The organism is Tranquillimonas rosea (assembly GCF_900111315.1).
GTDB classification, from domain to species: domain Bacteria; phylum Pseudomonadota; class Alphaproteobacteria; order Rhodobacterales; family Rhodobacteraceae; genus Tranquillimonas; species Tranquillimonas rosea.
Genome location: NZ_FOGU01000005.1, coordinates 227,953 through 253,561 on the forward strand (window position 1 = coordinate 227,953; position 25,609 = coordinate 253,561).

General features: G+C 65.7%; 25 protein-coding genes. 13 read left to right on the plus strand and 12 right to left on the minus strand.

What is annotated here, in order from left to right:
- Positions 1–2 precede the first annotated feature (2 nt).
- Positions 3–1,037, minus strand: coding sequence for a murein transglycosylase A (gene mltA, locus BMZ25_RS10310; RefSeq protein WP_092693172.1), 1,035 nt, complete (start codon positions 1,035–1,037; stop codon positions 3–5).
- 2 nt (positions 1,038–1,039) lie between these two features.
- Positions 1,040–1,699, minus strand: coding sequence for a Tim44/TimA family putative adaptor protein (locus BMZ25_RS10315; protein WP_092693174.1), 660 nt, complete (start codon positions 1,697–1,699; stop codon positions 1,040–1,042).
- 103 nt (positions 1,700–1,802) lie between these two features.
- Between BMZ25_RS10315 and BMZ25_RS10320 the strand changes: the two genes are divergently transcribed.
- The gene (locus tag BMZ25_RS10320) at positions 1,803–2,327 is read left to right on the plus strand and encodes an FxsA family protein (RefSeq protein WP_092693175.1); all 525 of its coding nucleotides are present in this window, start codon (positions 1,803–1,805) and stop codon (positions 2,325–2,327) included.
- Positions 2,328–2,386: 59 nt separating this feature from the next.
- Positions 2,387–2,902, plus strand: coding sequence for a protein-export chaperone SecB (gene secB, locus BMZ25_RS10325; RefSeq protein WP_092693177.1), 516 nt, complete (start codon positions 2,387–2,389; stop codon positions 2,900–2,902).
- Positions 2,903–2,905: 3 nt separating this feature from the next.
- Here secB and dnaQ read toward each other — a convergent pair whose 3' ends face one another.
- From dnaQ to BMZ25_RS10345, 4 genes are read right to left on the minus strand one after another with little or no spacing between them, the layout of a single operon-like run.
- Entirely contained in the window at positions 2,906–3,610 is a 705-nt protein-coding gene (gene dnaQ / locus BMZ25_RS10330) for a DNA polymerase III subunit epsilon (protein ID WP_092693178.1), read from the minus strand.
- Complete coding sequence (gene coaE / locus BMZ25_RS10335; RefSeq protein ID WP_092693181.1) at positions 3,603–4,202, minus strand: dephospho-CoA kinase; 600 nt, start codon at positions 4,200–4,202, stop codon at positions 3,603–3,605. The genes dnaQ and coaE overlap by 8 nt, the downstream gene beginning before the upstream one ends.
- On the minus strand, positions 4,199–5,035 hold the full coding sequence (locus tag BMZ25_RS10340) for a shikimate dehydrogenase (RefSeq protein WP_092693182.1): 837 nt from the start codon (positions 5,033–5,035) through the stop codon (positions 4,199–4,201). The genes coaE and BMZ25_RS10340 overlap by 4 nt, the downstream gene beginning before the upstream one ends.
- Positions 5,032–5,631 (minus strand): Maf family nucleotide pyrophosphatase, encoded by a 600-nt coding sequence (locus BMZ25_RS10345; protein WP_092693477.1) that lies wholly within the window; start codon positions 5,629–5,631, stop codon positions 5,032–5,034. The genes BMZ25_RS10340 and BMZ25_RS10345 overlap by 4 nt, the downstream gene beginning before the upstream one ends.
- Before the next feature lie 421 nt (positions 5,632–6,052).
- Between BMZ25_RS10345 and hemJ the strand changes: the two genes are divergently transcribed.
- The 7 genes from hemJ (at position 6,053) to BMZ25_RS10380 (ending at position 13,399) form a co-directional block, all read left to right on the plus strand.
- Positions 6,053–6,505 carry a protoporphyrinogen oxidase HemJ gene (hemJ, locus tag BMZ25_RS10350; RefSeq protein WP_092693478.1) on the plus strand — a complete coding sequence of 151 codons (453 nt, stop codon included), beginning with the start codon at positions 6,053–6,055 and terminating at the stop codon, positions 6,503–6,505.
- A gap of 120 nt (positions 6,506–6,625) precedes the next feature.
- Entirely contained in the window at positions 6,626–7,897 is a 1,272-nt protein-coding gene (gene rho / locus BMZ25_RS10355) for a transcription termination factor Rho (protein WP_092693185.1), read from the plus strand.
- A 16-nt stretch (positions 7,898–7,913) separates the two neighbouring features.
- A complete protein-coding gene (mnmE, locus tag BMZ25_RS10360; protein WP_092693189.1) occupies positions 7,914–9,200 on the plus strand; it encodes a tRNA uridine-5-carboxymethylaminomethyl(34) synthesis GTPase MnmE in 1,287 nt (428 codons plus the stop codon).
- Between the two features lie 3 nt (positions 9,201–9,203).
- Positions 9,204–11,072: a tRNA uridine-5-carboxymethylaminomethyl(34) synthesis enzyme MnmG gene (gene mnmG / locus BMZ25_RS10365; RefSeq protein WP_092693191.1), complete on the plus strand. Its 1,869-nt coding sequence runs from the start codon at positions 9,204–9,206 to the stop codon at positions 11,070–11,072.
- Entirely contained in the window at positions 11,069–11,683 is a 615-nt protein-coding gene (rsmG, locus tag BMZ25_RS10370; RefSeq protein ID WP_092693193.1) for a 16S rRNA (guanine(527)-N(7))-methyltransferase RsmG, read from the plus strand. The genes mnmG and rsmG overlap by 4 nt, the downstream gene beginning before the upstream one ends.
- Positions 11,676–12,476, plus strand: coding sequence for a ParA family protein (locus BMZ25_RS10375; RefSeq protein WP_092693195.1), 801 nt, complete (start codon positions 11,676–11,678; stop codon positions 12,474–12,476). The genes rsmG and BMZ25_RS10375 overlap by 8 nt, the downstream gene beginning before the upstream one ends.
- An 11-nt stretch (positions 12,477–12,487) precedes the next feature.
- Positions 12,488–13,399 carry a ParB/RepB/Spo0J family partition protein gene (locus BMZ25_RS10380; protein ID WP_092693197.1) on the plus strand — a complete coding sequence of 304 codons (912 nt, stop codon included), beginning with the start codon at positions 12,488–12,490 and terminating at the stop codon, positions 13,397–13,399.
- On the opposite strand, the gene hemW is transcribed toward BMZ25_RS10380, so the two are convergent.
- From hemW to rph, 3 genes are read right to left on the minus strand one after another with little or no spacing between them, the layout of a single operon-like run.
- On the minus strand, positions 13,396–14,550 hold the full coding sequence (hemW, locus tag BMZ25_RS10385; protein ID WP_092693199.1) for a radical SAM family heme chaperone HemW: 1,155 nt from the start codon (positions 14,548–14,550) through the stop codon (positions 13,396–13,398). The genes BMZ25_RS10380 and hemW overlap by 4 nt on opposite strands.
- The gene (gene rdgB, locus BMZ25_RS10390) at positions 14,543–15,154 is read right to left on the minus strand and encodes an RdgB/HAM1 family non-canonical purine NTP pyrophosphatase (RefSeq protein WP_092693201.1); all 612 of its coding nucleotides are present in this window, start codon (positions 15,152–15,154) and stop codon (positions 14,543–14,545) included. The genes hemW and rdgB overlap by 8 nt, the downstream gene beginning before the upstream one ends.
- Complete coding sequence (rph, locus tag BMZ25_RS10395) at positions 15,151–15,861, minus strand: ribonuclease PH (protein ID WP_092693203.1); 711 nt, start codon at positions 15,859–15,861, stop codon at positions 15,151–15,153. The genes rdgB and rph overlap by 4 nt, the downstream gene beginning before the upstream one ends.
- A gap of 120 nt (positions 15,862–15,981) precedes the next feature.
- Here rph and hrcA point away from each other — a divergent pair, with 120 nt between their 5' ends.
- Complete coding sequence (gene hrcA, locus BMZ25_RS10400) at positions 15,982–17,046, plus strand: heat-inducible transcriptional repressor HrcA (protein ID WP_092693206.1); 1,065 nt, start codon at positions 15,982–15,984, stop codon at positions 17,044–17,046.
- A 57-nt stretch (positions 17,047–17,103) separates the two neighbouring features.
- Positions 17,104–17,664, plus strand: a complete 561-nt coding sequence (locus BMZ25_RS10405; RefSeq protein WP_408033437.1) for a nucleotide exchange factor GrpE — start codon at positions 17,104–17,106, stop codon at positions 17,662–17,664.
- Between the two features lie 39 nt (positions 17,665–17,703).
- Here BMZ25_RS10405 and mutS read toward each other — a convergent pair whose 3' ends face one another.
- The 3 genes from mutS to BMZ25_RS10420 form a co-directional block, all read right to left on the minus strand.
- Entirely contained in the window at positions 17,704–20,316 is a 2,613-nt protein-coding gene (mutS, locus tag BMZ25_RS10410) for a DNA mismatch repair protein MutS (protein WP_092693211.1), read from the minus strand.
- A gap of 81 nt (positions 20,317–20,397) precedes the next feature.
- Positions 20,398–20,925 (minus strand): inorganic diphosphatase, encoded by a 528-nt coding sequence (locus tag BMZ25_RS10415; RefSeq protein WP_092693213.1) that lies wholly within the window; start codon positions 20,923–20,925, stop codon positions 20,398–20,400.
- A 64-nt stretch (positions 20,926–20,989) separates the two neighbouring features.
- Positions 20,990–22,255 carry a TAXI family TRAP transporter solute-binding subunit gene (locus BMZ25_RS10420; RefSeq protein ID WP_177190443.1) on the minus strand — a complete coding sequence of 422 codons (1,266 nt, stop codon included), beginning with the start codon at positions 22,253–22,255 and terminating at the stop codon, positions 20,990–20,992.
- A gap of 171 nt (positions 22,256–22,426) precedes the next feature.
- On the opposite strand from BMZ25_RS10420, the gene BMZ25_RS10425 reads away from it, so the two are divergent.
- Both BMZ25_RS10425 and BMZ25_RS10430 read left to right on the plus strand, forming a co-directional pair.
- Entirely contained in the window at positions 22,427–24,679 is a 2,253-nt protein-coding gene (locus BMZ25_RS10425; RefSeq protein ID WP_092693216.1) for an NADP-dependent malic enzyme, read from the plus strand.
- Positions 24,680–24,683: 4 nt separating this feature from the next.
- Positions 24,684–25,559, plus strand: coding sequence for a ribokinase (locus BMZ25_RS10430; RefSeq protein ID WP_092693219.1), 876 nt, complete (start codon positions 24,684–24,686; stop codon positions 25,557–25,559).
- The last annotated feature ends 50 nt before the right edge of the window (positions 25,560–25,609 follow it).

Below are 25,609 nucleotides of genomic sequence, written 5' to 3' on the forward strand. Positions count from 1 at the left end.
GCTCAGAATCCCGGCGCGAGGGCGAAGGCCCGCTGGATCGGCATGAGCACGACCATGCGGCCCTGATCGCGGATGCGGCCGGCCTCGCGCCCGGCGTCGTCGCCGGTGCCGTAGAAGATGTCCGCCCGCTGCGACCCCTTGATCGCCGAGCCGGTGTCCTGCGCGATCATCAGCCGGCGCATCGGCTCCGCGCCGGCCTTTTCGATCCAGACGGGCGCACCCAGGGGGGTATGGGACGGATCGACCGCGATGCTGCGCCCCGCCGTGATCGACCGGTTCATCGCCCCGAGGGGGCCTTTGTCGGCGGGCACTTCGCTGACCTCGCGGAAGAACACGTAGGAGGGGTTGTGATGCAGGAGTTCGCGGCCCTCTTCGGGGTTGCGCTTGACCCAGTTGCGGATGACCTCGGCCGAGACCTGGTGCGGCTCGTAGACGTCCCGGCGCACCAGCTCCTTGCCGATCGACTTGTACTCGTGGCCGTTCTTGCCGCCATAGCCGACGCGGAGGCCGGTTCCGTCGCGAAGCCTGATCCGCCCGGAGCCCTGGATCTGCAGGAAGAACACGTCGACCGGGTCGTCGAGCCAGGCGATTTCCAGCCCCTTGCCCTCGAGCACGCCCTCGGTCTCGATCTCTTCGCGGGAATGGAACTGCTCGCCCGAGCTGAGCTCGGACGGGACGCCGTAGATCGGGTACTGGTAGCGCTCGGTCCGTTCGCGGGAGCCTTCTAGTTCGGGCTCGAAATAACCGGTGAACAGCATGGGGTCGCCGTCCTCGATCAGGACGGGGCGGAAGAACAGCTCGAAGAAGCCCTTCGCATCGTCCATGTCGACGGCGGCGTTGCAGAGCGCCTGCCACTGGGGCGGGTCCATGTCGCGGCAGGTTTCCAGGAAGACCGACATCGCTGCATCGTGATCGTCGGTCTCCCAGCCGCGCAGGTCGTCGAAGGACAGGATCTCGTGTGTGAGAGGCGCGGCGCCGGCCGTCTGGCCCGCGACGGCGAGGCTACCGCCCAGCATCATCGCCACGAGCGCGCGCATCCTCACTCTCCGGTGGCGACGAGAATCCAGTTCGGGTCGTCGGTGCCCATCGGCCGCGAGAAGGTCCAGACGTCCTTCTGGCGCTTGATCTCGTTCGGGCTGCCCTCGATCACCTCACCCTCGGCGTTCTTGACCACGGAGGTCAGTTCGCCCGTGAAGCGCACGCTGATCTCGCCCTCATTGGTATCCCGGTCAAAGCGGGCCGACACGATACCGACATCGCGCAGGCCGACGAAGTTCGCGTCGATCGTCAGGCCCTGCTGCCGGCGCTGTTCGATGACCTCGTCGAAGGCGGCGGCGACGTCCTCGGCCAGGAAGAAGCGCACGTCTTCCATATCGCCGTTCTCGAACGCCATGAGCACCATTTCGTAGGCGCCGCGCGCGCCCTGCAGGAACTCACCGACATTGAATTCGGGCTCGGCCATCTTCATCGCGGCAAGCGCCTTGGCGCTGTCGGAGCCGTCATCGACATGGTCGGTGATGTCGCGGTCGGGGCCGCCTTCGATCACCTCGAATTCAGGGCGGCTCGTGCGCTTGGTGTCGTTCGCGTTGACAGGTGGCTTCTCATATCCTTCGCGACTTCCCAGAACGCTCCTGAGGCGCAGGATGAGGAAGACGGCAATTCCGGCGAGGACCAGAAGTTGTAGGGCGGCAGAACTCATCGAAAAAACCTCAAGGCGGGCGGGTTGGTTTCAGCTCGCATCAGACCTTATGTAGGGGAGGGGTCGGCGCGAGTCCACTGCGGCCCCGGAGAAGGAGGCTGGGATGTGGCTGTTTGCCCTATTCGTCGCGGTACCATTGATCGAGATCGCCCTGTTCATTCAGGTCGGCGGGCTGATCGGGCTGTGGCCGACGTTGCTGATCGTTCTGCTGACGGCGATGGCCGGCACCTATCTGGTGCGCACGCAGGGGGCTGGCGCGCTGTCGGACGTGAAGCGCTCGCTCAACGGGATGCGCGATCCGACCGAGCCGCTGGCGCACGGGGCGATGATCCTGGTTGCGGGGCTTCTGCTGCTGACGCCGGGCTTTTTCACCGACGCCGTCGGCTTCGCGCTGCTGACGCCGCCGCTGCGCAAGCTGGCAATCCGCGAGCTGGGCAAACGGATCGAGGTTCATGCGGTGGGCAGCGGTCCCCGGCCAGGTCCGGGCTATGATCCGCGCGGGCCCAGCGGTCCGCGCCCCGGCGGACCGTCCGGCCGTGGCGACACGATCGAGGGGGAGTTCACCGAGGTCGACCCCGAGTCGCAGAAACGGCCCACGCACTCGCCATCCGGATGGACACGGCATTGAGCCCTTCGCGAGCCCTTGGTAAGCATCCGGGCGATATTTGACCCCTAAGGAGCCTATCCATGGCCGAAGAAACCCCGACCAACGGCGCGTCGGATAAACCTGCCACCCAGACGGCGCCCAAGATGCGCATCCTGGGCCAGTACATCCGCGACCTGTCGTTCGAGAACATCGTCGCGCGCAAGGGCATCCAGCAGAGCGGAAAGCCCGACGTGCAGGTTCAGGTGAACCTGGACGCCCGCAAGCGCGACAATGAGAACGAGTACGAAGTTCTCACCAAGTTCAATGTCACCTCCAAGACGCACGATCCCGAGGTGACGCTGTACGTGCTCGAGCTGGAATACAGCGGCATCTTCCACGTCGAGAACGTGCCCGAAGAGCAGCTGCATCCCTTCCTGCTGATCGAGTGCCCGCGTCAGCTGTTCCCGTTCGTGCGCCGGATCGTCAGCGACGTGACGCAGGACGGCGGGTTCCCGGGGCTGAACCTCGAGAACATCGATTTCGTCGCGCTCTATCGTCAGGGCCTGGCGCAGCGTCAGCAGCAGAAGACCGAAGACCAGACGACGCCCACGAACTGAGGCTCAGGCGCCCGACCAGATCCGGGCCCAGAGCGTATCGTCGCCCAGGGCCGCCACGAAGGCGGCATGGGCGGCTTTCTCTTCTTCCGTCAGGCGCGCGGGCAGGGGCTCGGGCCGCGGACGCGGGCGCCAGTCGTCGGCGGCGTCCGCACCGGCCCGCCGGTCGGTATCTGCCGAGAGGCCGAAATCCGGCTGACGGCCGCCGATCAGTTCGAGATACACCTCCGCCAGGATTTCCGAGTCCAGAAGCGCGCCGTGCAGCGTCCGCGACGAGTTGTCGATGCCGAAGCGCCGGCAAAGTGCGTCCAGCGACGCGGGCGAGCCAGGGAACTTGCGGCGGGCGATGGCCACGGTATCGACCGCCCGGTCCATCGGAATCAGCGGTAGCTTGGCCCAACCCAGCTCGGCATTGAGGAATTTCATGTCGAACGCGGCGTTGTGGATCACCAGCTTGGCGTCGTTGCCGATGAAATCGAGGAAATCCTGCCCGACGGCCGCGAACAGCGGCTTGTCCCTCAGGAAATCGTCGCCCAGTCCGTGCACTTGGAACGCCTCGTCCGGCATGCCTCGCTGCGGGTTGATGTACTGGTGATAGGTGCGCCCGGTCGGCATGTGGTTGAGCAGCTCGACCGCGCCGATCTCGACCAGGCGGTCGCCGGTTTCGGGCTCGAAGCCCGTCGTCTCGGTGTCGAGGACGATCTCACGCATCGCTCAGCCTCTTTCTGATCTTCGACAGGATCTCTCTGACCTGACTCCGCGCCGCGTCGAGCGTCCGCGTCTCGACCACGTCGTCGGCCCGCTGTCTTTTCTGCGCATCCGGCAGCTGTTTTGCAAGAATGGCGTCCAGTCGCGCCTCGGTCATGCCGGGCCTTTCGAGCACCCGCCGGCGCTGGACCTCGGGCGGAGCGCTGACCACGACGACGTGGTCCATTTCGGCGTCTGAGCCGGTCTCGAACAGAAGCGGGATGTCGAGCACGACGATGTCCGCATCCGCACCATCAATGAAGGCGGCGCGGTCTGCGGCGACGAGCGGGTGCACGATCCGTTCAATGCGGCGCAGGGCGCTGGGATCCTGCGCGATCCAGTCGGACAGGGCGGTGCGGTCCACGCCGCCCTCGTGCACCGCCTCGGGGCGAAGCTCGCCGATCGGCCCCACGGCGTCGCCACCGGGGCCATACAGCCGGTGCACGGCGGCATCCGCGTCCCAGACGGGCAGACCCTCGTCCGCGAACAACAGCGCCGTCGTGGACTTGCCCATGCCGATCGAGCCGGTGAGCCCGATGACGAACGGACGGGTCATCTGGGCAGCAGCACGTTCCTGGTCGCCTCGTCGACCACCGGCCGCATCCCGAACCAGCGCTCGAAGCCCGGCGCGGCCTGGTAGATCAGCATCCCAAGCCCGTCCACCGTGGTGCAGCCGATCTCGGCCGCGCGTTCCAGGAAATCTGTTCGCAGCGGCGTATAGACAAGGTCGGTCACGACCGCCTTCGGGGACAGCCCGTCGAGCGGGACGCGGAACGCGCCCTTGCCGGTCATCCCGAGCGAGCTGGCGTTCACCGCCGTCATCGCACCGTCGAGCGTGTTGCCGGCCTGCACCCAGTCATAGACGACGACCTTGTTGCCAAACTCCTGCCGCAGCGCCTCGGCGCGAGCTCGGGTGCGGTTGGTCAGCCGGATCTCGGGCACGCCGGCGTCGATCAGCGACGCAAGCACGGCCCGCGCGGCGCCACCGGCCCCGAATACCGCGGCGGGGCCCGATGCGGGCTGCCAGCCTGGGGCGTTCTGGCGCAGGTTCTCGATAAAGCCGTAGCCATCGGTGTTGTCGGCGTGAACGCTGCCGTCCGGACGAAAGATCAACGTGTTGGCCGCCCCGATCAGCGCCGCGCGGTCGGTCACCTGATCGGCGATCTCAAGCATCGCCTCCTTGTGGGGAATCGTCACGTTCGCCCCGACGAAGCCCAGCTTGGGCAGCGTGCGGAGAGCCTCGCGAAGATCGCCCTGCGCGACGTCCATCGGGATGTAATAGCCGGGCAGCGCATTCACGCGCAGCCAATGGCGGTGCAGGGCGGGCGACCGGCTGTGCGCGATGGGCGAGCCGATGACCCCGGCGAGCGGTATGCGGTCGACAGTCATGACGGCAATGTCCCCCGCATCGTGAGATAGGACAAGAGTTCCAGCATCGGCAGCCCCAACACGGTGAAATAGTCGCCGTCGATTCGCGTGAACAGGCGCACGCCTTCTTCCTCGAGCTTGTAGGCGCCGACCGAATGGCGGACGCTTTCCCAGTTCCGCGCTAAATAGTCGTCGAGATACGCCTCGGAGATCTCGCGCATCCGCAGGCGCACCACACCGACATGGCGCCAGAGCGGCTCACCCCCCTGATAGATCACGGCGGCGGATTGCAGCATGTGCGTCTGGCCCGACAGGCGTTGCAGCTGGTCACGGGCGATCTCGGGCGTCTCGGGCTTGGACAGGATCTCGGGGCCGAGGTTCAGGATCTGGTCGCAGCCGATGACCAGCGCGCCGGGTTCCTTGCCGCTGATCTTCCGCGCCTTGGCCTCGGCCAGCGCGTCGGCAACGTCGCGCGGTTGCACACCTTCGGAGACGAGGCCGCCGCGCAGGGCATCCTCGTCGATCCGCGCGGGCATCACCTGGATGTCCAGACCGGCCCGGCGCAGAAGGTCGCGGCGGATTTCCGAGCCAGAGGCGAGGATGATCTGTTCGGTCATGTGCATCACCCGGTGGATAATTCTCGCTGAAACCGGGGGACCGGCTCGGTACGACTCAGGGGGCAATCAGATCCGTTAACAGCCCCCGCCGATATGTGCCCGCTGCGTCCCGCGATGTCCACGCGTGGATGGGTAATCTTTCGATGTGTGGGCAAGTCCGACGGATCCGAGTCGTCAGATCTTCATCCAACGACTTATCCACAGGATGTTTTTTATAACTATATGATTTTCAAACCTATTTTTTTATCCCCGCCTATATGTCCACGGATCCGGCGGGCGTAGATCAACAGGCCTATGACCTGTGCAGAACCCAGGGAGAGATCCGGCAATCCACAACTCCCCAGACCCAACAAACATCATCATCTTTTCTTCTAAAGATCTATTGAGATAGATGGTGGGACCGACCGCTTCGGAGGCCGCCATGAACACGTTCCTCGCCTACGCCTATCCGTGGATTAAGGCGTTCCACATCATCGCGGTGATCGCGTGGATGGCCGGCCTGTTCTATCTGCCCAGATTGTTCGTCTATCACGCCGAACAGGTCGAACCCGGCGGCGGGCGGGACGACCTGTTCCAGACGATGGAGATGAAGCTTCTCCGCGTGATCATGAACCCGGCGATGATCGCCACCTGGCTGTTCGGCCTGATGCTCGTCGGGATTCCGGGGCTCGTGGACTGGTCGATGATCTGGCCGTGGACCAAGGCGGCCGCGGTGCTGGGGATGACGTGGTTTCACATGTGGTGCGCCGTGCGCCGCAAGGATTTCGCGAACGGGCACAACGTCCGCGATGGCCGGACCTACCGGATGATGAACGAGGTCCCGACGCTGTTGTTGCTGGTGATCGTCATCTCGGTGGTCGTGCGCCCGTTCTGAGTCGCCGTTGACAAGACGTCCCGCGATCTCTATCTGACGGCCTCGCTGCCCGTCCGGGCGGAGGACTTCCCACTATAGCAGATGCAACGGCACCCGAGCGGGGCCGCAGGACCGTATTCCATGAGCCAAGACCGCCTGAACCTGTCGGAACTCAAGGCGCAGAGCCCGAAGGATCTGCTTGCCCTCGCCGAAGAACTCGAGATCGAGAACGCGTCGACCATGCGCAAGGGCGACATGATGTTCTCGATCCTGAAGGAGCGCGCCGACGAGGACTGGACGATCGGCGGGGACGGCGTGCTCGAGGTGCTGCAGGACGGCTTCGGCTTCCTGCGCTCGCCCGAGGCCAACTATCTGCCCGGTCCGGACGACATCTACGTCTCGCCCGACATGATCCGCCAGTACGCGCTGCGGACCGGCGACACCGTCGAAGGCGTGATCCGCGGCCCCGACGAGAACGAGCGGTACTTCGCCCTTACCTCGGTCGAGAAGATCAACTTCGAGGAGCCCGACAAGGCACGGCACAAGGTCGCCTTCGACAACCTGACGCCGCTCTATCCCGATGAGCGGCTGCACATGGAGATCGAGGATCCGACGATCAAGGACAAGTCGGCCCGGATAATCGACCTGGTCGCGCCCATCGGCAAGGGCCAGCGGTCGCTGATCGTGGCGCCGCCGCGCACGGGCAAGACCGTTCTGCTACAGAACATCGCCCACTCGATCGAGGCGAACCACCCGGAATGTTACCTGATCGTGCTGCTCATCGACGAGCGGCCCGAAGAGGTGACCGACATGCAGCGTAGCGTGAAGGGCGAGGTCGTGTCGTCAACCTTCGACGAACCCGCCACGCGCCACGTCGCGGTGAGCGACATGGTCATCGAAAAGGCCAAGCGCCTGGTCGAGCACAAGCGCGACGTCGTGATCCTGCTGGACTCGATCACCCGCTTGGGCCGCGCGTTCAACACCGTGGTCCCGAGCTCGGGCAAGGTGCTGACCGGCGGCGTCGACGCCAACGCCCTGCAACGCCCCAAACGCTTTTTCGGCGCGGCTCGGAACATCGAAGAGGGCGGGTCGCTGACCATCATCGCGACCGCGCTGATCGACACCGGCAGCCGCATGGACGAAGTCATCTTCGAAGAGTTCAAGGGCACCGGCAACTCGGAGATCGTGCTGGACCGCAAGGTCGCTGACAAGCGCGTCTATCCGGCGATGGATATCCTCAAGTCCGGCACCCGGAAGGAAGACCTTCTGACCGAGAAGGCCGACCTTCAGAAGACCTACGTGCTGCGGCGGATCCTGAACCCGATGGGCACGACGGACGCGATCGAGTTCCTTCTGTCGAAGCTCAAGCAGACCAAGACGAACTCCGAGTTCTTCGACTCGATGAATACCTAGGACCGGCAGGTGCGCCATGGATACGATCTATGCCCTGGCCTCGGCGCGGGGCAAATCGGGCGTTGCCGTCATTCGGATTTCGGGACCGCAGGCGTTCGCGGCGGGCCGGGCTATCGCCGGAGCCCTGCCGGCGCCCCGGTCCAGTGCCGTGCGGCACCTTCGATCGTCGACCGGTGAGGCCCTGGACAAAGCACTTGTCCTGACATTTTCGTCCGGCGCGAGCTTTACCGGCGAAGATACCGTAGAATTCCAGATACATGGCAGTCCCGCGATTATCGACGCGCTGATGCGCGTGCTCAGCGCGCAGGGCGGTCTGCGCATGGCCGAGCCCGGGGAATTCACGCGGCGGGCGTTGGAGAATGGCCGGCTTGATCTGACCCAGGTCGAAGGCTTGGGCGACCTGATCGACTCGGAAACCGAACTGCAGAGGCGCCAGGCGCTCGACATCATGTCCGGCAAGCTGGGCGGTAAGGTCGACCGGTGGCGGGGTGATCTGATCCGGGCCGCGGCGCTGCTTGAAGCCGTCATCGATTTTGCCGATGAAGAGGTGCCGACCGACGTGTTGCCAGAGGTGCGGGATCTCTTGGCCGGAGTCATTTCCGACTTCAAGGTCGAACTGGCGGGCGCGTCCTCGGCCGAGAGGATACGCGATGGGTTCGAGGTCGCGATCCTTGGGCGCCCGAATGTCGGAAAGTCTACCCTTCTCAATGCATTAGCCGGTCGCGACGCAGCGATTACCTCGTCAGTAGCTGGAACGACGCGCGATGTGATCGAAGTGCGAATGGACATCGGCGGATTGCCGGTGACGTTCCTCGATACCGCGGGCCTGCGGGACACGGAGGATGAGGTCGAGGCAATCGGCGTCGCGCGGGCGCGTCAGCGGGGCGAGGCGGCCGACCTGCGCGTATTCTTGCAGGAAAGCGCGGACGAGCAGCCTGAGATCGCGCTCGGACCAGAAGACCTGCTGCGGCACGCCAAGTCCGATCTGAGCGGCTCTCGCAATGGCGTGTCTGGATTGACCGGCGATGGCGTCGATCAGCTGGTCGCAGAGATCGAGGGGATCTTGTCGACGCGGGTTCGAAACGCCAGTTCTCTGGTCCGGGAAAGGCAAAGAATTGCGTTGACCGAAGCGTTGGGGCTTTTGGAATCGGCGACAGATGCTGTATCCACCGGGAACATGTCGGAAGAGGTTGTCGCCGAAGAGATCCGGCGGGCGATCCGAACTCTCGAGCGTTTGGTTGGGCGCATCTCTGTAGACGACGTGCTCGACGAAATCTTCGCGAGCTTTTGCCTGGGTAAATGAGGGATGTTTCACGTGAAACATTTTGACGTCATCGTAATCGGCGGGGGGCACGCCGGCGCTGAAGCTGCTGCGGCAGCCGCACGCCGCGGATCCCGCACCGCGCTTGTCACCCTGACGCGCGACGGTATCGGCGTCATGTCCTGTAATCCGGCGATCGGTGGTCTGGGCAAAGGCCATCTCGTGCGCGAAATCGACGCCTTCGACGGTATCATGGGACGCGCGGCAGACCGCGCCGGTATTCAGTTTCGCCTCCTCAACCGCCGGAAGGGCCCCGCGGTGCAGGGCCCGCGCGCCCAGGCGGATCGCGCGCTCTACAAGGCCGCCATCGCGGATCTCCTCGCAGAACAAGGCAACCTCGACATCATCGAAGGACAGGTCGTCGATCTGATCGTCGAAGATGGCCGCGCCGCAGGCGTCGTGCTGGAAGATGAAAGCCGCATCGCCTCGCACTCGGTTGTCCTGACGACTGGAACGTTCCTTCGCGGTGTTATCCATATCGGCGATCGTCAGATTGCCGGCGGACGCATGGGTGACGCTCCTGCGGTGCGTCTGGCAGAGCGGCTCGACGACCTGGGCCTGCAATTCGGTCGCCTCAAGACGGGCACGCCGCCACGACTCGACGGAAAGACCATCGATTGGGATCGGCTGGAAAAGCAGCCGGGCGACGATGATCCAACGCTGTTCTCGTTCATGTCCAAAGCGCCAAGCGCGCGTCAGGTCGCGTGCGGCATCACGCATACGAACGACAGGACCCACGATATTATCCGTGCGAACCTGGATCGGTCCGCAATGTATGGCGGGCATATCGACGGGATCGGTCCGCGGTACTGTCCCTCGATCGAGGACAAGATCGTCCGCTTTGCGGAAAAGGACTCGCACCAGATTTTCCTGGAGCCAGAGGGGCTTTCCACGGACACGGTCTATCCGAACGGGATTTCGACGTCCCTTCCGGAAGAGGTCCAGCAAGACTACGTGCGGACGATCGAGGGCCTGGAGAACGCCGAGATCCTGCAGCCCGGATATGCCATCGAGTACGACTTCATCGACCCGAAGCTTCTGACACCGACGCTGGAGCTGCCGCACCTGCCGGGGCTTTATCTGGCCGGTCAGATCAATGGAACGACGGGGTACGAAGAAGCTGCGGCTCAAGGTCTGATTGCCGGCCTGAACGCTGCGGGCGTGGCGCGTGGCCTGGACGACGTGATCCTGTCGCGCGGTGACAGCTATATCGGCGTGATGATCGACGATTTGACGACGCGTGGCGTGACCGAGCCGTACCGCATGTTCACCTCCCGCGCCGAGTTTCGGCTGAGCTTGCGGGCTGATAACGCCGATCAACGTCTGACGCCGATCGCGATGGCGTCTGAATGCGTCGGGGAGGCCCGTCGTGTGGCGTTTTCGCAGAAGATGGAGCGGCTAGACGCTGCTCGAAACCAGTTGAAAACGGGTTCGTTTACGCCGAAGGAGCTTCGCTCTGGTGGCATTTCGGTTTCTGACGACGGAACGCGTCGCTCGCTCTACGAGGTTCTTAGCTTTCCTAAGATGAGTTTCGAGGATCTTGTTGCTGTCAAGCCGGAGCTTTCCGAGATTGGGCCTGAAGTACGGCGCCAGCTGGAACGTGAGGCGCTCTATGCGAACTACTTGCAGCGTCAGGAACTCGACGTTGCCGCGCTCAAGCGTGATGAGGCCGTCGAGATCCCGTCAGACTTCGATTTCTCGACCGTTCCCGGTCTTTCGAACGAACTGACGCAGAAACTGGAGGCTGCGCAGCCGTCGTCTCTGGGGCAGGCGGGTCGGATCGAGGGCATGACGCCCGCTGCGTTGACGGTGATACTTGCGTCCCTACGCCGGGATGTCCGGAAAAGCGCATGACGCTGAAATCCGAGCTCTCGAATGTTTCACGTGAAACAATGGAGCGCCTGCGCCTCCTCGAAGATCTCGTTGCTAAGTGGACCCCCCGGATCAACCTGATCTCGAAACGTGATCGTGCGACGATCTGGGACCGCCACATCGCGGATTCTGCGCAGATCTGGCAGTTTTCGCCTGAAAAACCGGAAACTTGGGCGGATTTCGGATCGGGCGGCGGGTTTCCCGGCCTCGTGATCGGGGCATTCGCTGCAGACGAGAACCCGCGGCTTCAGCTCACGCTGGTTGAATCCGACCAGCGAAAGGCGGCGTTTCTTCGTCAGGCGGTCCGAGAGATGGACATTCGATGCCAGGTGCTTGCTAAGCGTATCGAGGATGTGCAGCCGTTGGCGGCTGACGTAATCTCGGCGCGGGCGCTGGCCTCATTGCCGAAACTGTTGGAGTACCTGCAGCTTCACGGCAAAGAAAACTGCGTCGGCATCTTTCCGAAGGGACGTCGAAGCAACGAAGAAATCGAAGAAGCGCGCCGCGACTACCGCTTCAAGGTGACAGCGACGCCAAGTATAACCGACGAAGAGGCAGCGATATTGCAGATAAGCGAGGTGGCCCGTGCCTGAGCAGCTGAAGGCGAAGATCATTGCTGTCGCGAACCAGAAGGGTGGCGTCGGAAAAACCACGACGGCGATCAACCTCGGTGCGGCGCTTGCACGCGATGGGCGCAACGTCCTGATCGTCGACCTCGATCCGCAGGGCAACGCATCGACGGGGCTGGGGGTCGAGCCGGAAGACCGGGAGAGGACCACGTACGATCTGCTGCTGGACGAAGCGCCGCTGAATTCGGTGATCCGGCGCACGAGCTTTGAGAACCTCTGGATTTGCCCGGCGACGACCGATCTAAGCTCGGCGGATCTCGAAATGATCTCGAACGAAAAGCGGACGCTTCTGCTTCGGACCGCGTTGCGTCAAGGCGGACGAACTGCCGAAGGCTTCGACTACATCCTGATCGATTGCCCGCCATCGCTGAGCCTTCTTACAATCAATGCAATGGTCGCGGCTCATTCGGTGCTCGTTCCGTTGCAGAGCGAATTCTTCGCCCTCGAAGGCCTCTCCCAGCTGATGCTGACCGTGCGCGAGATCCGCGGGTCCGCCAATGCCGACCTTCGTATCGAAGGTGTTGTGCTGACCATGTATGACGGTCGTAACAGGCTGGCGCAGCAGGTCGAGCTGGATGCGCGCGAGACGCTGGGCGATCTGGTGTATCGCACGGTGATCCCGCGAAACGTGCGTGTGAGCGAGGCGCCGTCCTATGCCCAGCCGGTGCTGGATTACGATCCGACATCCAAGGGCAGCATCGCGTATCGCGCCCTGGCGCGGGAAGTCATGCGCAGCCACGAGCCGCAGCCAAGCTGAGGAGAGCAGGAATGAACGATAAGAAGCAGGAACGGCGCGGCTTGGGGCGCGGATTGTCGGCGCTGATGGCGGATGTCGGGCCCGAGGTCGAGGCCCGCGCCGAGGGCGAGACCTCTCGCCGGGCCGAACAGACAATTCCCATCGAAAAGATCGTCGCAAATCCGGATCAGCCGCGGCGCACGTTCACGTCGGAGGCTTTGGAAGAGCTGGCGGCCTCGATCCGCGAAAAGGGGGTCATCCAGCCGCTGATCCTGCGCCGTAGCCCGACGCGCGAGGATGAATACGAGATCGTTGCCGGGGAACGTCGGTGGCGGGCCGCCCAGATGGCGCAGCTGCACGAGTTGCCGGCGATCATTCGCGAATTCAACGATACCGAAGTTCTCGAGGTTGCGATCATCGAGAACATCCAGCGGGCGGATCTGAATCCGGTCGAAGAGGCGGCGGGCTATCGGCAGCTGATGGATCGGTTCGGCCACACGCAGGAGAAGCTTGCCGAAGCGCTCGGCAAGAGCCGCAGCCACATCGCCAACCTGCTTCGCCTGTTGTCGTTGCCCGAGGACGTCCGGGAACATCTGCAAGAGGGACGCCTGAGTGCCGGCCATGCCCGTGCGCTGATCACGTCGGACAATCCATCGGTATTGGCACAACAGGTTGTGTCCAAGGGTCTGTCGGTGCGCGAGACCGAGAAGTTGGCCAAGAAGCCGTCGGATGGTCAGAAGAAGGGCTCTGGCCGCCAAAAGCCGGAAAAGGATGCCGACACGCGTGCGTTGGAGCAGGATCTGTCGGCAACTCTCGACATGAAGGTCAGCGTGAACCATGTCGCCGAGAGCGGCGCCGGACAGGTCGTGATTTCCTATAAGTCATTGGAACAATTGGATGAATTGTGCCGGATGCTGTCCTCCGGCGAGCTTGCGGAAACCTAGGCCCCCAGAAGCTCGCGCAGGACGGCGTTCAACAATGGTCGACCCTGCCGTGTCACGCGCAGGCGCTCGTCCGTGCGTTCGATCAGGCCAAAATCCTCGAGCGAGGTGAGCGCCCGTTCATCCAGAGGTTCGCCCGAGAGCGTCTGATACCGTCCGGTCGACACGCCTTCGTCCAGCCGCAGGCCCATCATCAGCATCTCCTGCGCCTGTTCGGCGCCGGAAATGGTCTCCAGCGTTTCGTGTGTCTGCTGGCCAAGGCCATCAAGCCACGCGCCGGGCTGGCGGACGGCCTCGGTGGCGTGCTTGACGCCAGCCTCGGTCAGTCGTCCGTGGGCGCCGGGGCCGATGCCGATATAGTCCCCATAGCGCCAGTAGATCAGGTTGTGGCGCGACTCAGAGCCGGGTCGGGCGTGGTTCGACACCTCGTAGGCCGGCATCCCGGCCTGATCGCACGTCTCCTGCGTCGCCTCGTAGAGATCCGCCCCCAGATCCTCGTCCGGAAGGCCGCGCAGGCCTCCCTTGGCATACCGGTCGCCAAAGGCGGTGCCCGGTTCGATGGTCAGCTGGTAAAGAGAAAGGTGGTCGATCGCCATCGACAGTGCTTCGCGCAGTTCGGCCTGCCATTGCGCCAGCGTCTGCGACTGCCGGGCGTAGATCATGTCGAAACTGACCCTGTCGAACGTGGATCGGGCCACATCGAACGCCTGCCGCGCCTCTGCGGCGGTGTGCAGACGCCCGAGGCCCCGCAGCGACTGGTCGTCGAGTGCCTGGATCCCCATGGACACCCGCGTGACGCCGGCGTCGCGGTAGCCCCGGAAGCGGCTGGCCTCAACGGAGGTGGGGTTTGCCTCGAGCGTGACCTCGAAATCGTTCGCGATCCGCCACGACCGGCGCACACGCTCCAGTATCGCGGCCACGACGTCGGGGTTCATCAGGCTGGGCGTACCGCCCCCGAAGAACACGCTGTCGAGGATACGGTCGCCGGTGCGGGCCGAGTACCGGTCGATTTCGGCCAGGTACGCGTCGCACCAGCGGCTCTGGTCGATCGACGCCGTGACATGCGAGTTGAAGTCGCAGTAGGGGCACTTGGCCTGGCAGAACGGCCAGTGGATGTAGAGCCCGAAGCCTCCGTTCTGCCAATCCTCAGTCAAAACAGCCCTTGATGAGCTTGTGGAACGCGTCGGCGCGGTGGCTGATGCGGTTCTTTTCCCAACGGTCCATTTCGCCGAACGTCAGGTCGTAGCCATCGGGCTGAAAGATCGGATCGTAGCCGTGACCCTGGTCGCCCCGCATGGGCCAGACGATCTGTCCGGTCATCTCGCCGGGGAAGACCTCGTCGTGGCCATCAGGCCAGGCCAGCACGAGGGTGCAGCAGAAACGGGCCGTGCGCGGCTCTTCCGCGCCTTTTGCATCCAACATCTCGTGGGCCTTTGTCATCGCCATAACGAAATCTCGGCCATCGCCGGTCTCTGCCCAATCGGCGGTATAGACGCCCGGCTGGCCGTCGAGCGCGTCGATCGCCAGCCCGGAATCGTCGGCCAGGGCAGGGAGGCCCGTCGCCTTTGCCGCGGCATGGGCCTTGATCCGCGCGTTTTCGACGAAGGTTGTGCCGGTTTCCTCGGGCTCGGGAAGTTCGTGGTCAGCGTTCGACGTCAGCCGGATGCCATAGGGCGACAGCAGCTGCGCGATCTCTTCAAGTTTGCCCCGGTTGTGCGTCGCGACGATCAGTTGGTCGCCCTCGAACTGCCGGGTCATGCCAGGGCCTTTTTCTGCGCGGCGACGAGATCGGACACGCCCTTGTCGGCGAGGTCCATAAGCTCGGTCATCTCATCGCGTCCGAAGGTGGCGCCCTCGGCCGACATCTGCACCTCGATCAGGCGGCCGCCGCCGGTCATCACGAAATTGCCGTCGGTGCCGGCTTCGCTGTCCTCGGGATAGTCGAGGTCCAGGACCGGCTGCCCGGCATAGATGCCGCACGAGATTGCCGCGACGTGGTCGGTGATCGGGTCCGAGATCACGTCGCCCGCCTTGATCAACGCGTTCACGGCCAATCGCAGCGCGACCCAGCCGCCGGTGATCGACGCGCAGCGGGTGCCGCCATCGGCCTGGATGACGTCGCAATCCACGGTGATCTGCCGCTCGCCCAGGGCGACGCGGTCGATCCCGGCGCGCAACGAGCGGCCGATAAGGCGCTGGATCTCCTGCGTGCGGCCCGACTGCCCGTTCTTGGCCTCGCGACGGCCGCGGGTGTGGGTGGCGCGGGGCAGCATGCCATATTCCGCAGTGACCCAGCCGAGGCCCGTGTTCTTCAGGAACGGCGGCGGACGGTCCTCGATGGAGGCGGTGCACAGGACATGCGTGTCGCCGCAGCGGATCATGCAAGAGCCCTCCGCGTGCCGCGTGACACCCGTTTCAATTGAAATCGGGCGCATTTCGCTTAGGTCTCGACCGGATGGACGCATCGCATTTCCCCTTGTTCACTTGGGGTCTGATATGCGCCCGCCGGGAACAGACGCAACCCCGATTGACGCCATGCGGATGGCCGCTCTAAGGTCCCGAGCTTCGATTTTCGGGTGGGAGACATGACCGAACGGACGCAGATACTGGCCGAGATGAACGACCGCTCGAAAGAGGTCTTTCGCCGCGTGGTGGAAGGCTATCTGGAAAGCGGCGATCCCGTCGGCTCGCGTACGCTCACCCGCGCCATGAGCGAAAAGGTGAGCGCGGCGACGGTCCGCAATGTCATGCAGGATCTCGAGTTTCTCGGCCTGCTCGACAGCCCGCACGTCTCGGCGGGCCGTGTGCCGACACAGCTGGGCCTGCGGATGTTCGTGGACGGATTGATGGAAGTCGGCGACCTGACGGACGACGACCGGGAAAAGATCGACGCCACGATGGGCTCGAACGACCGGGACGTGGGCACGTTGCTGGACAAGGTCGGTTCGGCCCTGTCGGGTCTGACGCATGGGGCGAGTCTTGTGCTGGCACCCAAGCACGAGGCGCCGATCAAGCATATCGAGTTCGTCAGCCTCGCGCCCGAGCGCGCCTTGGTGGTCCTGGTCTTTGCCGACGGTCACGTGGAAAACCGCGTCTTTCACCCGCCGATGGGGCAGACGCCCTCGTCTATGCGCGAGGCGGCGAATTTCCTGAACGCCCTGGCCGAGGGCAAGACCCTCACCGAACTGCGCGGCAGCATGGAGCGCGAGATCTCGGCCCGCCGCCGGGAACTGGACAGGCTGGCCGCGGACATGATCGAGAGCGGGCTTGCCATCTGGGAGAACGAGGGCGAGACCTACGAGCGGCTGATCGTGCGCGGCCGGGCGAATCTTCTTGGCGCGGACGCCCAAGTCGAAGAGCTGGAACGCATCCGCAGCCTGTTCGAGGATCTCGAGCGCAAGCGGGACATCGCCGAGTTCCTCGAACTGGCCGAGGATGGCGAGGGGGTGCGCATTTTCATCGGGTCCGAGAACAAGCTTTTCTCACTTTCGGGTTCCTCTCTGGTGGTGAGCCCATATATGAACGCGGACCGAAAGATCATCGGCGCCGTGGGCGTGATCGGTCCGACCCGGCTGAACTACGGGCGGATTGTGCCCATTGTCGACTATACGGCCCAACTGGTCGGACGGCTGCTGTCCGACCGCGGATAACGAAGGCGAAACATGGCGAATTCCGACAAGGACATCGACAGCGCGATCGAAGAGCTCATGGCCGGTGCGACCGGCACGGACGAAACGGACAAGCCCGAGACCGAAGAGAGCGATGAGCCCGCGGCGACTGACCGCGAGGCCGAGCTCGAGGCGGATATCGAGGCGCTCAAGTCCGAACGCGACGAGATGCGCGACCGCTGGATGCGGGCGCTGGCCGACGCCGAGAACTCTCGCAAGCGTGCCGACCGTGACCGGAAAGAAGCCGAGAACTACGGCGGCTCCAAGCTCGCGCGGGATCTTCTGCCGGTCTACGACAATCTCAGCCGTGCGCTGCACACCGTGACCGACGAACAGCGCGAGGCGAACACCGCGCTGATCGAGGGCATCGAACTGACCCTGCGGGAGCTGGTGAACGTCTATTCCAAGCACGGCATCACCCCGATCGAGCCGAAGGTCGGCGACCGGTTCGACCCGCAGTATCACGAGGCGATGTTCGAGGCCCCCGTGCCCGACACCAAGGCCGGCGACATCATTCAGGTGTCGGCTGTCGGCTTCATGCTGCACGACCGCCTGCTGCGCCCGGCGCATGTGGGTGTCAGCTCGTCTCCGGCGTCGTAACGCTTCGGCGCGGGCCCGGATCCGTCCGGGCCGCGCCGCCTAGAGCATGTTCTTCAGGTCATAGACCAGGGCCAGGGCGTCGAGCGGCGTCATCTGGTCGGGATGCACCTCGCGCAGCCTGTCCTCGACGGCAGAGCCCTTGGGCGCCGGGGCAGGGGGCGCGGGCGGCACCGCCGAGAATAGCGGCAGGTCGTCCAACGGGGTCTTGGCCCGGCCGCCGCCCTCGCGCTCACCCTCTTCCAGTGCGTCCAGCACGACGCGGGCGCGTTCGGTGACCGCATGGGGCAGGCCAGCCAGACGCGCGACCTGCACGCCATAGGATCGGTCGGCCGAACCCTGCCGCACTTCGTGCAGGAAGATGACCTCACCTTCCCATTCCTTGACCGCGACCGTGGCGTTGGTCACCCCGTCCAGCTGATCGGCCAGCCGCGTCAGCTCGTGGTAGTGGGTCGCGAATAGCGCGCGGCAGCGGTTCTGCTGATGCAGATGCTCGAGCGTCGCCCAGGCGATCGACAGGCCGTCATAGGTCGCCGTGCCGCGACCGATCTCGTCGAGGATCACGAGCGCGCGGTCGTCGGCCTGGTTCAGGATCGCCGCCGTTTCGACCATCTCGACCATGAAGGTCGACCGACCCCGCGCCAGGTCGTCGGCGGCGCCCACGCGGCTGAACAGCTGGCTCACCATCCCGATCCGCGCCGATCCAGCGGGCACGAAAGAGCCGATCTGCGCCAGCAGCGCGATCAGCGCGTTCTGTCGGAGGAAGGTCGACTTGCCCGCCATGTTCGGCCCGGTCAGCAGCCAGGTCGCCGCGCCGTCGCCGTCGGACAGGCCGCAATCGTTGGCGATGAACGGACCGGCCCCCTGGCGGCGCAGGGCCTGTTCGACCACCGGATGCCGCCCGGCCCCGACCTCGAACGCGCGGCTGTCGTCGACCACCGGGCGGCACCAGTCCTCGGACCGGGCGATATCGGCCAGCCCCGCAGCGACGTCGATCTCGGCCAGGGCGCGCGCCGTCTCGTTGATCTCGCCTGCGGCGTCGATCACCTCCGTGCGTAGTGCGCCGAAGAGCCGCCGCTCGATCTCCTGCGCGCGGGCCCCGGCGTTGAGGATCCGCGTCTCCAGTTCGCTCAGGGCTACAGTCGTGAAACGCACCGCATTGGCCGTGGTCTGACGGTGGATGAAGGTGTCGGACAAGGGCGGCGACATCATGCGGTCGGCATGGGTCGCCGTCGTCTCGATGAAATAGCCCAGCACGTTGTTGTGCTTGATCTTCAGCGACGAGATGCCTGCCTCTCCGGCATACTCGGCCTGCATCCCGGCGATCACGCCGCGCCCTTCGTCGCGCAGGCGCCGGGTCTCGTCCAGGTCCTCATCATATCCCGGCGCGATCAAACCCCCGTCGCGCAGCATGAGCGGCGGCTCGGCCACCAGCGCCTGATCGAGATGGTCGATCAGGGCGTCATGCCCGGTCAGGCGCGCCGAAGCCTGCGCCAGCCCCTCGGGAAAATCGCCCGACAGCCGCTCTGCCACCGCCTGCGCCTGGATCAGACCGTTCCGGATCGCCGCCAGGTCGCGCGGCCCGCCGCGGTCGAGACCCAGCCGGGACAACGCCCGGTCCATGTCCGGCGCCCGCTTCAGGTCGGCGCGCAGGTCCTCGGCCAGCCGCGTGTTCTCGGTCAGGAAGGCTACGCTTTCCTGCCGGGCCTGAATCACCGAGAGATCGCGCGAGGGGCTCGTCAGGCGCCGTTCCAAAAGCCGCGCGCCCCCGGCGGTCACCGTGCGGTCTACTGCCGAAAGGAGCGACCCGTCCCGTCCGCCCGACAGCGCGTGCGTCAGTTCGAGGTTGCGCCGCGTCGCCGCGTCGATCTGCATCACGCGGTCGGCGCTCTCGCGCATCGGCGGGCGCAGCAGCGGCAGCTTGCCCTTCTGCGTGATCTCCAGATACGCGACGATGGCTGCCATGGCCGACACCTCGGCCCGCCCGAACGTGCCGAACCCCTCCAGCGAGCCGACACCGAACAGCTGCGTCAGCCGCGCCTCGCCGCCGGTGCTGTCGAAGGATCCGCGCGACATCGGAGACAGGGCCGCCCCGGCTTCGGCGGCGATGTCGGCCAGATCCGTCTCTTTCGTCTCGGACACGACCAGTTCACGGGGCGACAGCCGGGCCAGTTCGGGGCCCAGCCGCACCGGCGGGCATTGTGTCACGTGAAACATGCCGGTCGAGATATCGACCCAGGCCAGCGCACATTCATCCCGCACCTCGGCCCAGGCGGCGAGATAGTTGTGCCGCCGCGCTTCCAGCAGGCTTTCCTCGGTCAGCGTGCCTGGCGTGACCAGCCGCACGACCTCGCGCCGGACCACCGACTTCGAGCCGCGTTTCTTCGCCTCGGCGGGATCCTCCATCTGCTCGCACACGGCGACGCGGAATCCCTTGCGGATCAGCGTCAGCAGATAGCCTTCGGCCGCATGGACGGGGACGCCGCACATGGGGATGTCGTCGCCCTCGTGCTTGCCGCGCTTGGTCAGGGCGATGTCCAGTGCCTCGGCGGCGGCGACTGCGTCGCCGAAGAACAGTTCGTAGAAATCCCCCATGCGATAGAACAGCAGCGCCTGGGGATGTTCGGCCTTGATCTCGAGATACTGCGCCATCATCGGCGTCACTGCGCTGGACAACCCGCCCCTCCGTCTCGCCTGGGTTCGCGTCGTCTATCACCGTGGCGCGGGGCCGGAAAGTCAGCGGGCGGCGGCTTCGGCCTCCTCGAGCATCTTCATCGCCTCGTCGGCCTCGCCACGCCCGACGATGTTGAAGGGCCGCTCGATCATGCGATTGTAGGTGTGAAAGAACTCTTCCATGTCCCAGGCAAAGCCTTGCCGCATCTGCGACAGCGTATCGACCCCCTGGAATATGCGCGACATGTTCGCCACCGCGACCACACGATCGTTGCGGGCCATCTTGCCGTCCTCGTCGTTCTCCATCTTCAGCACGCCGATCAGTCGCGACTCGATCAGCGCGCCGGCGGGCACGCCGCCCGCGGTCACCAGGACGATGTCCAGGGCATCGCCATCCGGGGCCTTTGTCGCGGGCACGAAACCGAAGCTGAAGGGAAAGATCTGCCCCTCGGGCAGTTCAAGCGAGATGCGGAACAGACCGCTGGGGTCGATGTCGTATTTGTGCCGGCTGCCCTTGGGCGTCTCGACGAAGACATTGATCGCGCCGTTCTCGGTGCGCGGCGAGGCCGCGTTGATGGCGTCCAGAAACATGGGCCGTCCCTCCGAAATCCCGTATCCCGAGAGAATCTAGCGCGAACGCTCGCACGGCCACCCGTCAGGCTTGTTGACGCTCCAGCCGCTCGCCGATCCGGGCGCGGACGAGGTCGACGTGAAGCCGCGCGGTATAGGCATAGTGCCGGTAGGCCAGCGGCAGGCGCAGCTGGGCGATGGTGCCGTCGATCTCGTCCAGCCGCCGCTGCAGAGCCTCCAGCCGGCCGGCATCCTCGGTCTCGCGAGCCTCGGCGTCGATATCCAGGATCTCGCGATAATGGTGATAGACCTGCGCGCGCATCCGCCACTGGTAGAGACCGGGGATCGACCGCAGCAGTGGCAGCAGCAGGAACACGATGGGCAGAAGCAGGATCGCGAAGCGGTTGACCTGCGCGACCATCCAGTAGGGCAGGAAGGACGACAGCGGGCTGGGCCCCGTTCGGATCAGGTCGCGGGCATAGACATCCAGCGGCATCGTCACGCCCGCTGTCGTGGGAAAACTCTGCTCGTCGGTGATCTGGTCGCGCCCCGAGTGGATCTCGCGCGCCGCCATCACCAGCCGGTCCACCAGGGAAGGGTGCAGATCCGCGTCCGCCACCAGACGCGCCACCATCGCCAGCAGCGGGGTCGGCGCGTCGGGCCGCGGCGGCGCCAGCGACACGGCCGCCGCGGGCAGGCTCACGACTTCGGAATGCTGGACACGGCGGGACAGCGACTCGAGGTAGTCGAGCCGCATCAGCGTGACGCTCGTATCGGCGAAAAGCGGCTCGAGATACGGCGCGGTCAGCGGTGCCACGAAAAAGGCCGCGTCGGCCGCGCCCGAGAGCAGCGCTTCGGCACCGTCCGCACCGCCGCGTGGCACCAGCGTGTTGGCGCCTTCAGGCACCCCGCTCGCCGCCAGCAGCGACCGGACGGCGGCCCGCGTGCCCGACCCCTGGCCGCCGATGGCCAGCCGCAGGTCGCGCCACGCCCCCGGGTTTCGAGGAATCGCCGCATCGGCCCGCGCAAAGACGAACAGCGGTTCGTGGAACACCGCTCCCAACGCCTCGGTCCCCTGCGGTGCCAGGATGCCACCCTGCAGCAGCGCCACGTCCGCGCGCCCCTCGGCCAGCAGCGCCGCGTTCTCGACCGACCCGGCGCTGTCCAGGATCGTCACGTCGATGCCGTCGCGCGCCAGGATGTCGGCATAGCGCTCGGCAAGGGCCGCATAGCCGCCGCCTGGCGTGCCCGCCGCGAAGCTGAGCGATTTCGGCGGAATCAGGTCGCGCCCCAGCAGCCAGATCGCCACCAGCGCGACAAGGACGCCCAGGGTTCCCGCAAGCACTCGCATGGGGTTTCCTAGCGAAATGTCACGCATGAGAGAAGCTGGCGTGAGGTCGCGGGCGGACTCGCCCCGCACCTGTGACGCCCGCACCGCAATCGCCCGGAAGGCTGGTCACTTTTCCGGTGGCACCCGCGCGGCGCTTCGTGCCAGCTAGGAGCCGGAGACGAGGAGGGGATTATGGCCAAGAGATTCACCGACGAGGAGGCGCTCGCCTATCACCTGGAGCCGAGCCCGGGGAAGCTCGACGTTTCGGCCAGCGTTCCGATGACCACCCAGCGGGACCTGAGCCTTGCCTACTCGCCCGGCGTCGCCGTCCCCTGCGAACGGATCGCCGCGCAGCCCGAGCTCGCCTATGACTACACGACCAAGGGCAACCTCGTCGCGGTCATCTCGAACGGCTCGGCGGTGCTCGGGCTGGGCAATCTCGGCGCACTCGCCTCGAAGCCGGTGATGGAGGGCAAGGCCGTCCTGTTCAAGCGTTTCGCCGACGTGAACTCGATCGATGTCGAACTCGACACCGAGGACCCGGACGCGTTCTGCCAGGCGGTCCGGCTGATGGCGCCCACCTTCGGCGGCATCAACCTCGAGGACATCAAGGCGCCCGAGTGCTTCATCATCGAGCAGCGCCTGAAGGAAGAGCTCGACATCCCGGTCTTTCACGACGACCAGCACGGCACCGCCGTGATCTGCGCCGCGGGCCTGATCAACGCGCTGCATCTCAGCGGCAAGAAGCTCGTCGATTGCCGGATCGTGCTGAACGGCGCGGGCGCCGCCGGCATCGCCTGTCTCGAACTGCTGAAGTCGATGGGCGCGCGGCACGACAACTGCATCATGGTCGACACCAAGGGGGTCATCTACCAGGGCCGTCAGGAGGGCATGAACCAGTGGAAGTCGGCCCACGCCGCCGACACGCCCCTGCGCACCCTGGAACAGGCGATGGACGGCGCCGACGTCTTCATCGGCGTCAGCGTCAAGGGTGCGGTCACGCAGGACATGGTCCGCTCGATGGCCCCCGACCCGGTGATCTTCGCCATGGCCAACCCCGACCCCGAGATCACGCCCGAGGACGCGCACGAGGTCCGCCCCGACGCCATCGTCGCCACCGGCCGGTCCGACTATCCCAACCAAGTCAACAACGTCCTGGGCTTTCCCTATCTCTTCCGCGGCGCGCTCGACATCCACGCCCGCGCGATCAACGACGAGATGAAGATCGCCTGCGCCGAGGCGCTGGCCGCCATCGCGCGCGAGGACGTGCCCGACGAGGTCGCCCTGGCCTATGGCCGCAAGCTGACCTTCGGCCGGGACTACATCATACCGACGCCCTTCGATCCCCGCCTGATCTTCCGGGTGCCGCCCGCCGTGGCCCGTGCCGGCATGGATACCGGCGTCGCCCGCCGCCCGATCGTCGACATGGAGCGCTACGAGCTGACGCTCAAGGCGCGGATGGACCCCACCGCCAGCATCCTGCGCGGCCTCTACAACCGCGCCAAGGCCGCCCAGGCTCGCATGATCTTCGCCGAGGGAGACGACGTCCGTGTCCTCAAGGCCGCCGTCGCGTATCAGCGCAACGGCCTGGGCCAGGCACTGGTCGTCGGTCGTGCCGCCGACGTGAAGGCCCGGCTCGAGGCCGAGGGACTCGGCGACGCGGTCGACGAGCTCGAGGTGATCAACGCCGCAACGCCCCCCAATCTCGAGACCTACAAGGCGTTCCTCTACGAACGGCTCCAGCGCCGCGGCTTCGATGCCCAGGACATCCACCGTCTCGCTGCGCGCGACCGGCATGTCTTCGCCTCGCTGCTCCTCGCTCACGGCGAGGGCGACGCGATGGTCACCGGCGCGACGCGCAAGTCCGCCCACGCGCTCGACCTGATCAGCCACGTCTTCGATGCCGGGGCCGAGGACGGTGCGGTCGGCGTCACCGCGCTGCTGCACAAGGGGCGGATCATCCTGATCGCCGACACGCTGGTCAACGAATGGCCGGACGAGATCGATCTCGCCAACATCGCCCAGGCCGCAGCCGCCACCGCCCGCGACCTCGGCCTCGAGCCGCGCGTGGCCTTCGTCAGCTACTCGACGTTCGGCTATCCCGACAGCGAGCGCGCGGGCAAGATGTCCCGCGCCGTCCGCGTCCTCCAAGAAAGGAAGGTCGATTTCGAGTTCGACGGCGAGATGACGGTCGACGTGGCGATGAACGAACGCTCGATGGCGCAATACCCGTTCTGCCGCCTCGGCGGTCCGGCGAACGTCCTCGTCGTGCCTGCCCGACACTCCGCGTCGATCTCGGTCAAGCTGATGCAGGAGATGGCCGGCGCCACGGTGATCGGTCCGATCCTCACCGGCGTGAACAGCCCGATCCAGATCTGCTCGACCAACGCGCAGGTGAACGACATTCTCAACATGGCGGCGATCGCCGCCTGCAAGATGGACTGATGCCGTGACGATCTGGAATTTCGGCTCGATCAACGCCGACTGCGTCTACGCCGTGCCCCACGCGCCCGCTCCGGGCGAGACGATCGCGGCCCGCGCCCTGACCCACGGTCTGGGCGGCAAGGGCGCCAACCAGTCCGTCGCCGCCGCCCGCGCCGGCGCCACGGTGCATCATATCGGCGGCGTGGGCCCCGACGGCCAATGGGCCGTCGACCGCCTCGCCGCGGCGGGCGTAAACACCGCCCATGTCCACCCGGGCGACATGCCAACCGGCCATGCGATCATCACCGTGGCCGACGACGGCGAGAACACGATCGTCATCTTCGCCGGCGCCAATGCAGCGACGAGCCCGGCCCGCATCGCCGAGGCCCTCTCGGGCGCCGCGCCGGACGATCTCCTGCTGCTTCAGAACGAGACGACCTGCCAGGTCGAGGCCGCCCGCATCGCCGACGAGAAGGGCCTGCGCGTGGTCTATTCCGCCGCCCCGTTCGACGCCGAGGCCGTGCGCGCAGTGATGCCCTACGTCTATCTCCTGGTGATGAACGAGGGCGAGGCGGCAGCGCTGACCGCCGCGCTCGGCCGGGATCTCGCCGATCTCGACGTGCCGGCGATTCTCGTCACGCGGGGGGCCGACGGCGCGGACTGGATCACGCCGGGGACCGGCGAACGGGTGAGCGTGCCTGCGCCGCGGGTCACGCCGGTGGACACGACGGGCGCCGGGGACACCTTCACCGGTTACCTCGCCGCGGGCCTCGATACCGGACACCCGCCGGGCGAGGCGATGGCGCTGGCCGCCGCCGCTGCGGCGCTCCAGGTCCAAAGGCCCGGCGCCGCCGACGCCATTCCCTCCCGCGACGAGGTCGACGCGTCCAGGACCGACTGAACCCTTCTTCTGCCATCAAATATCTCGGGTTCGTGGGGGCAGCGCCCCCA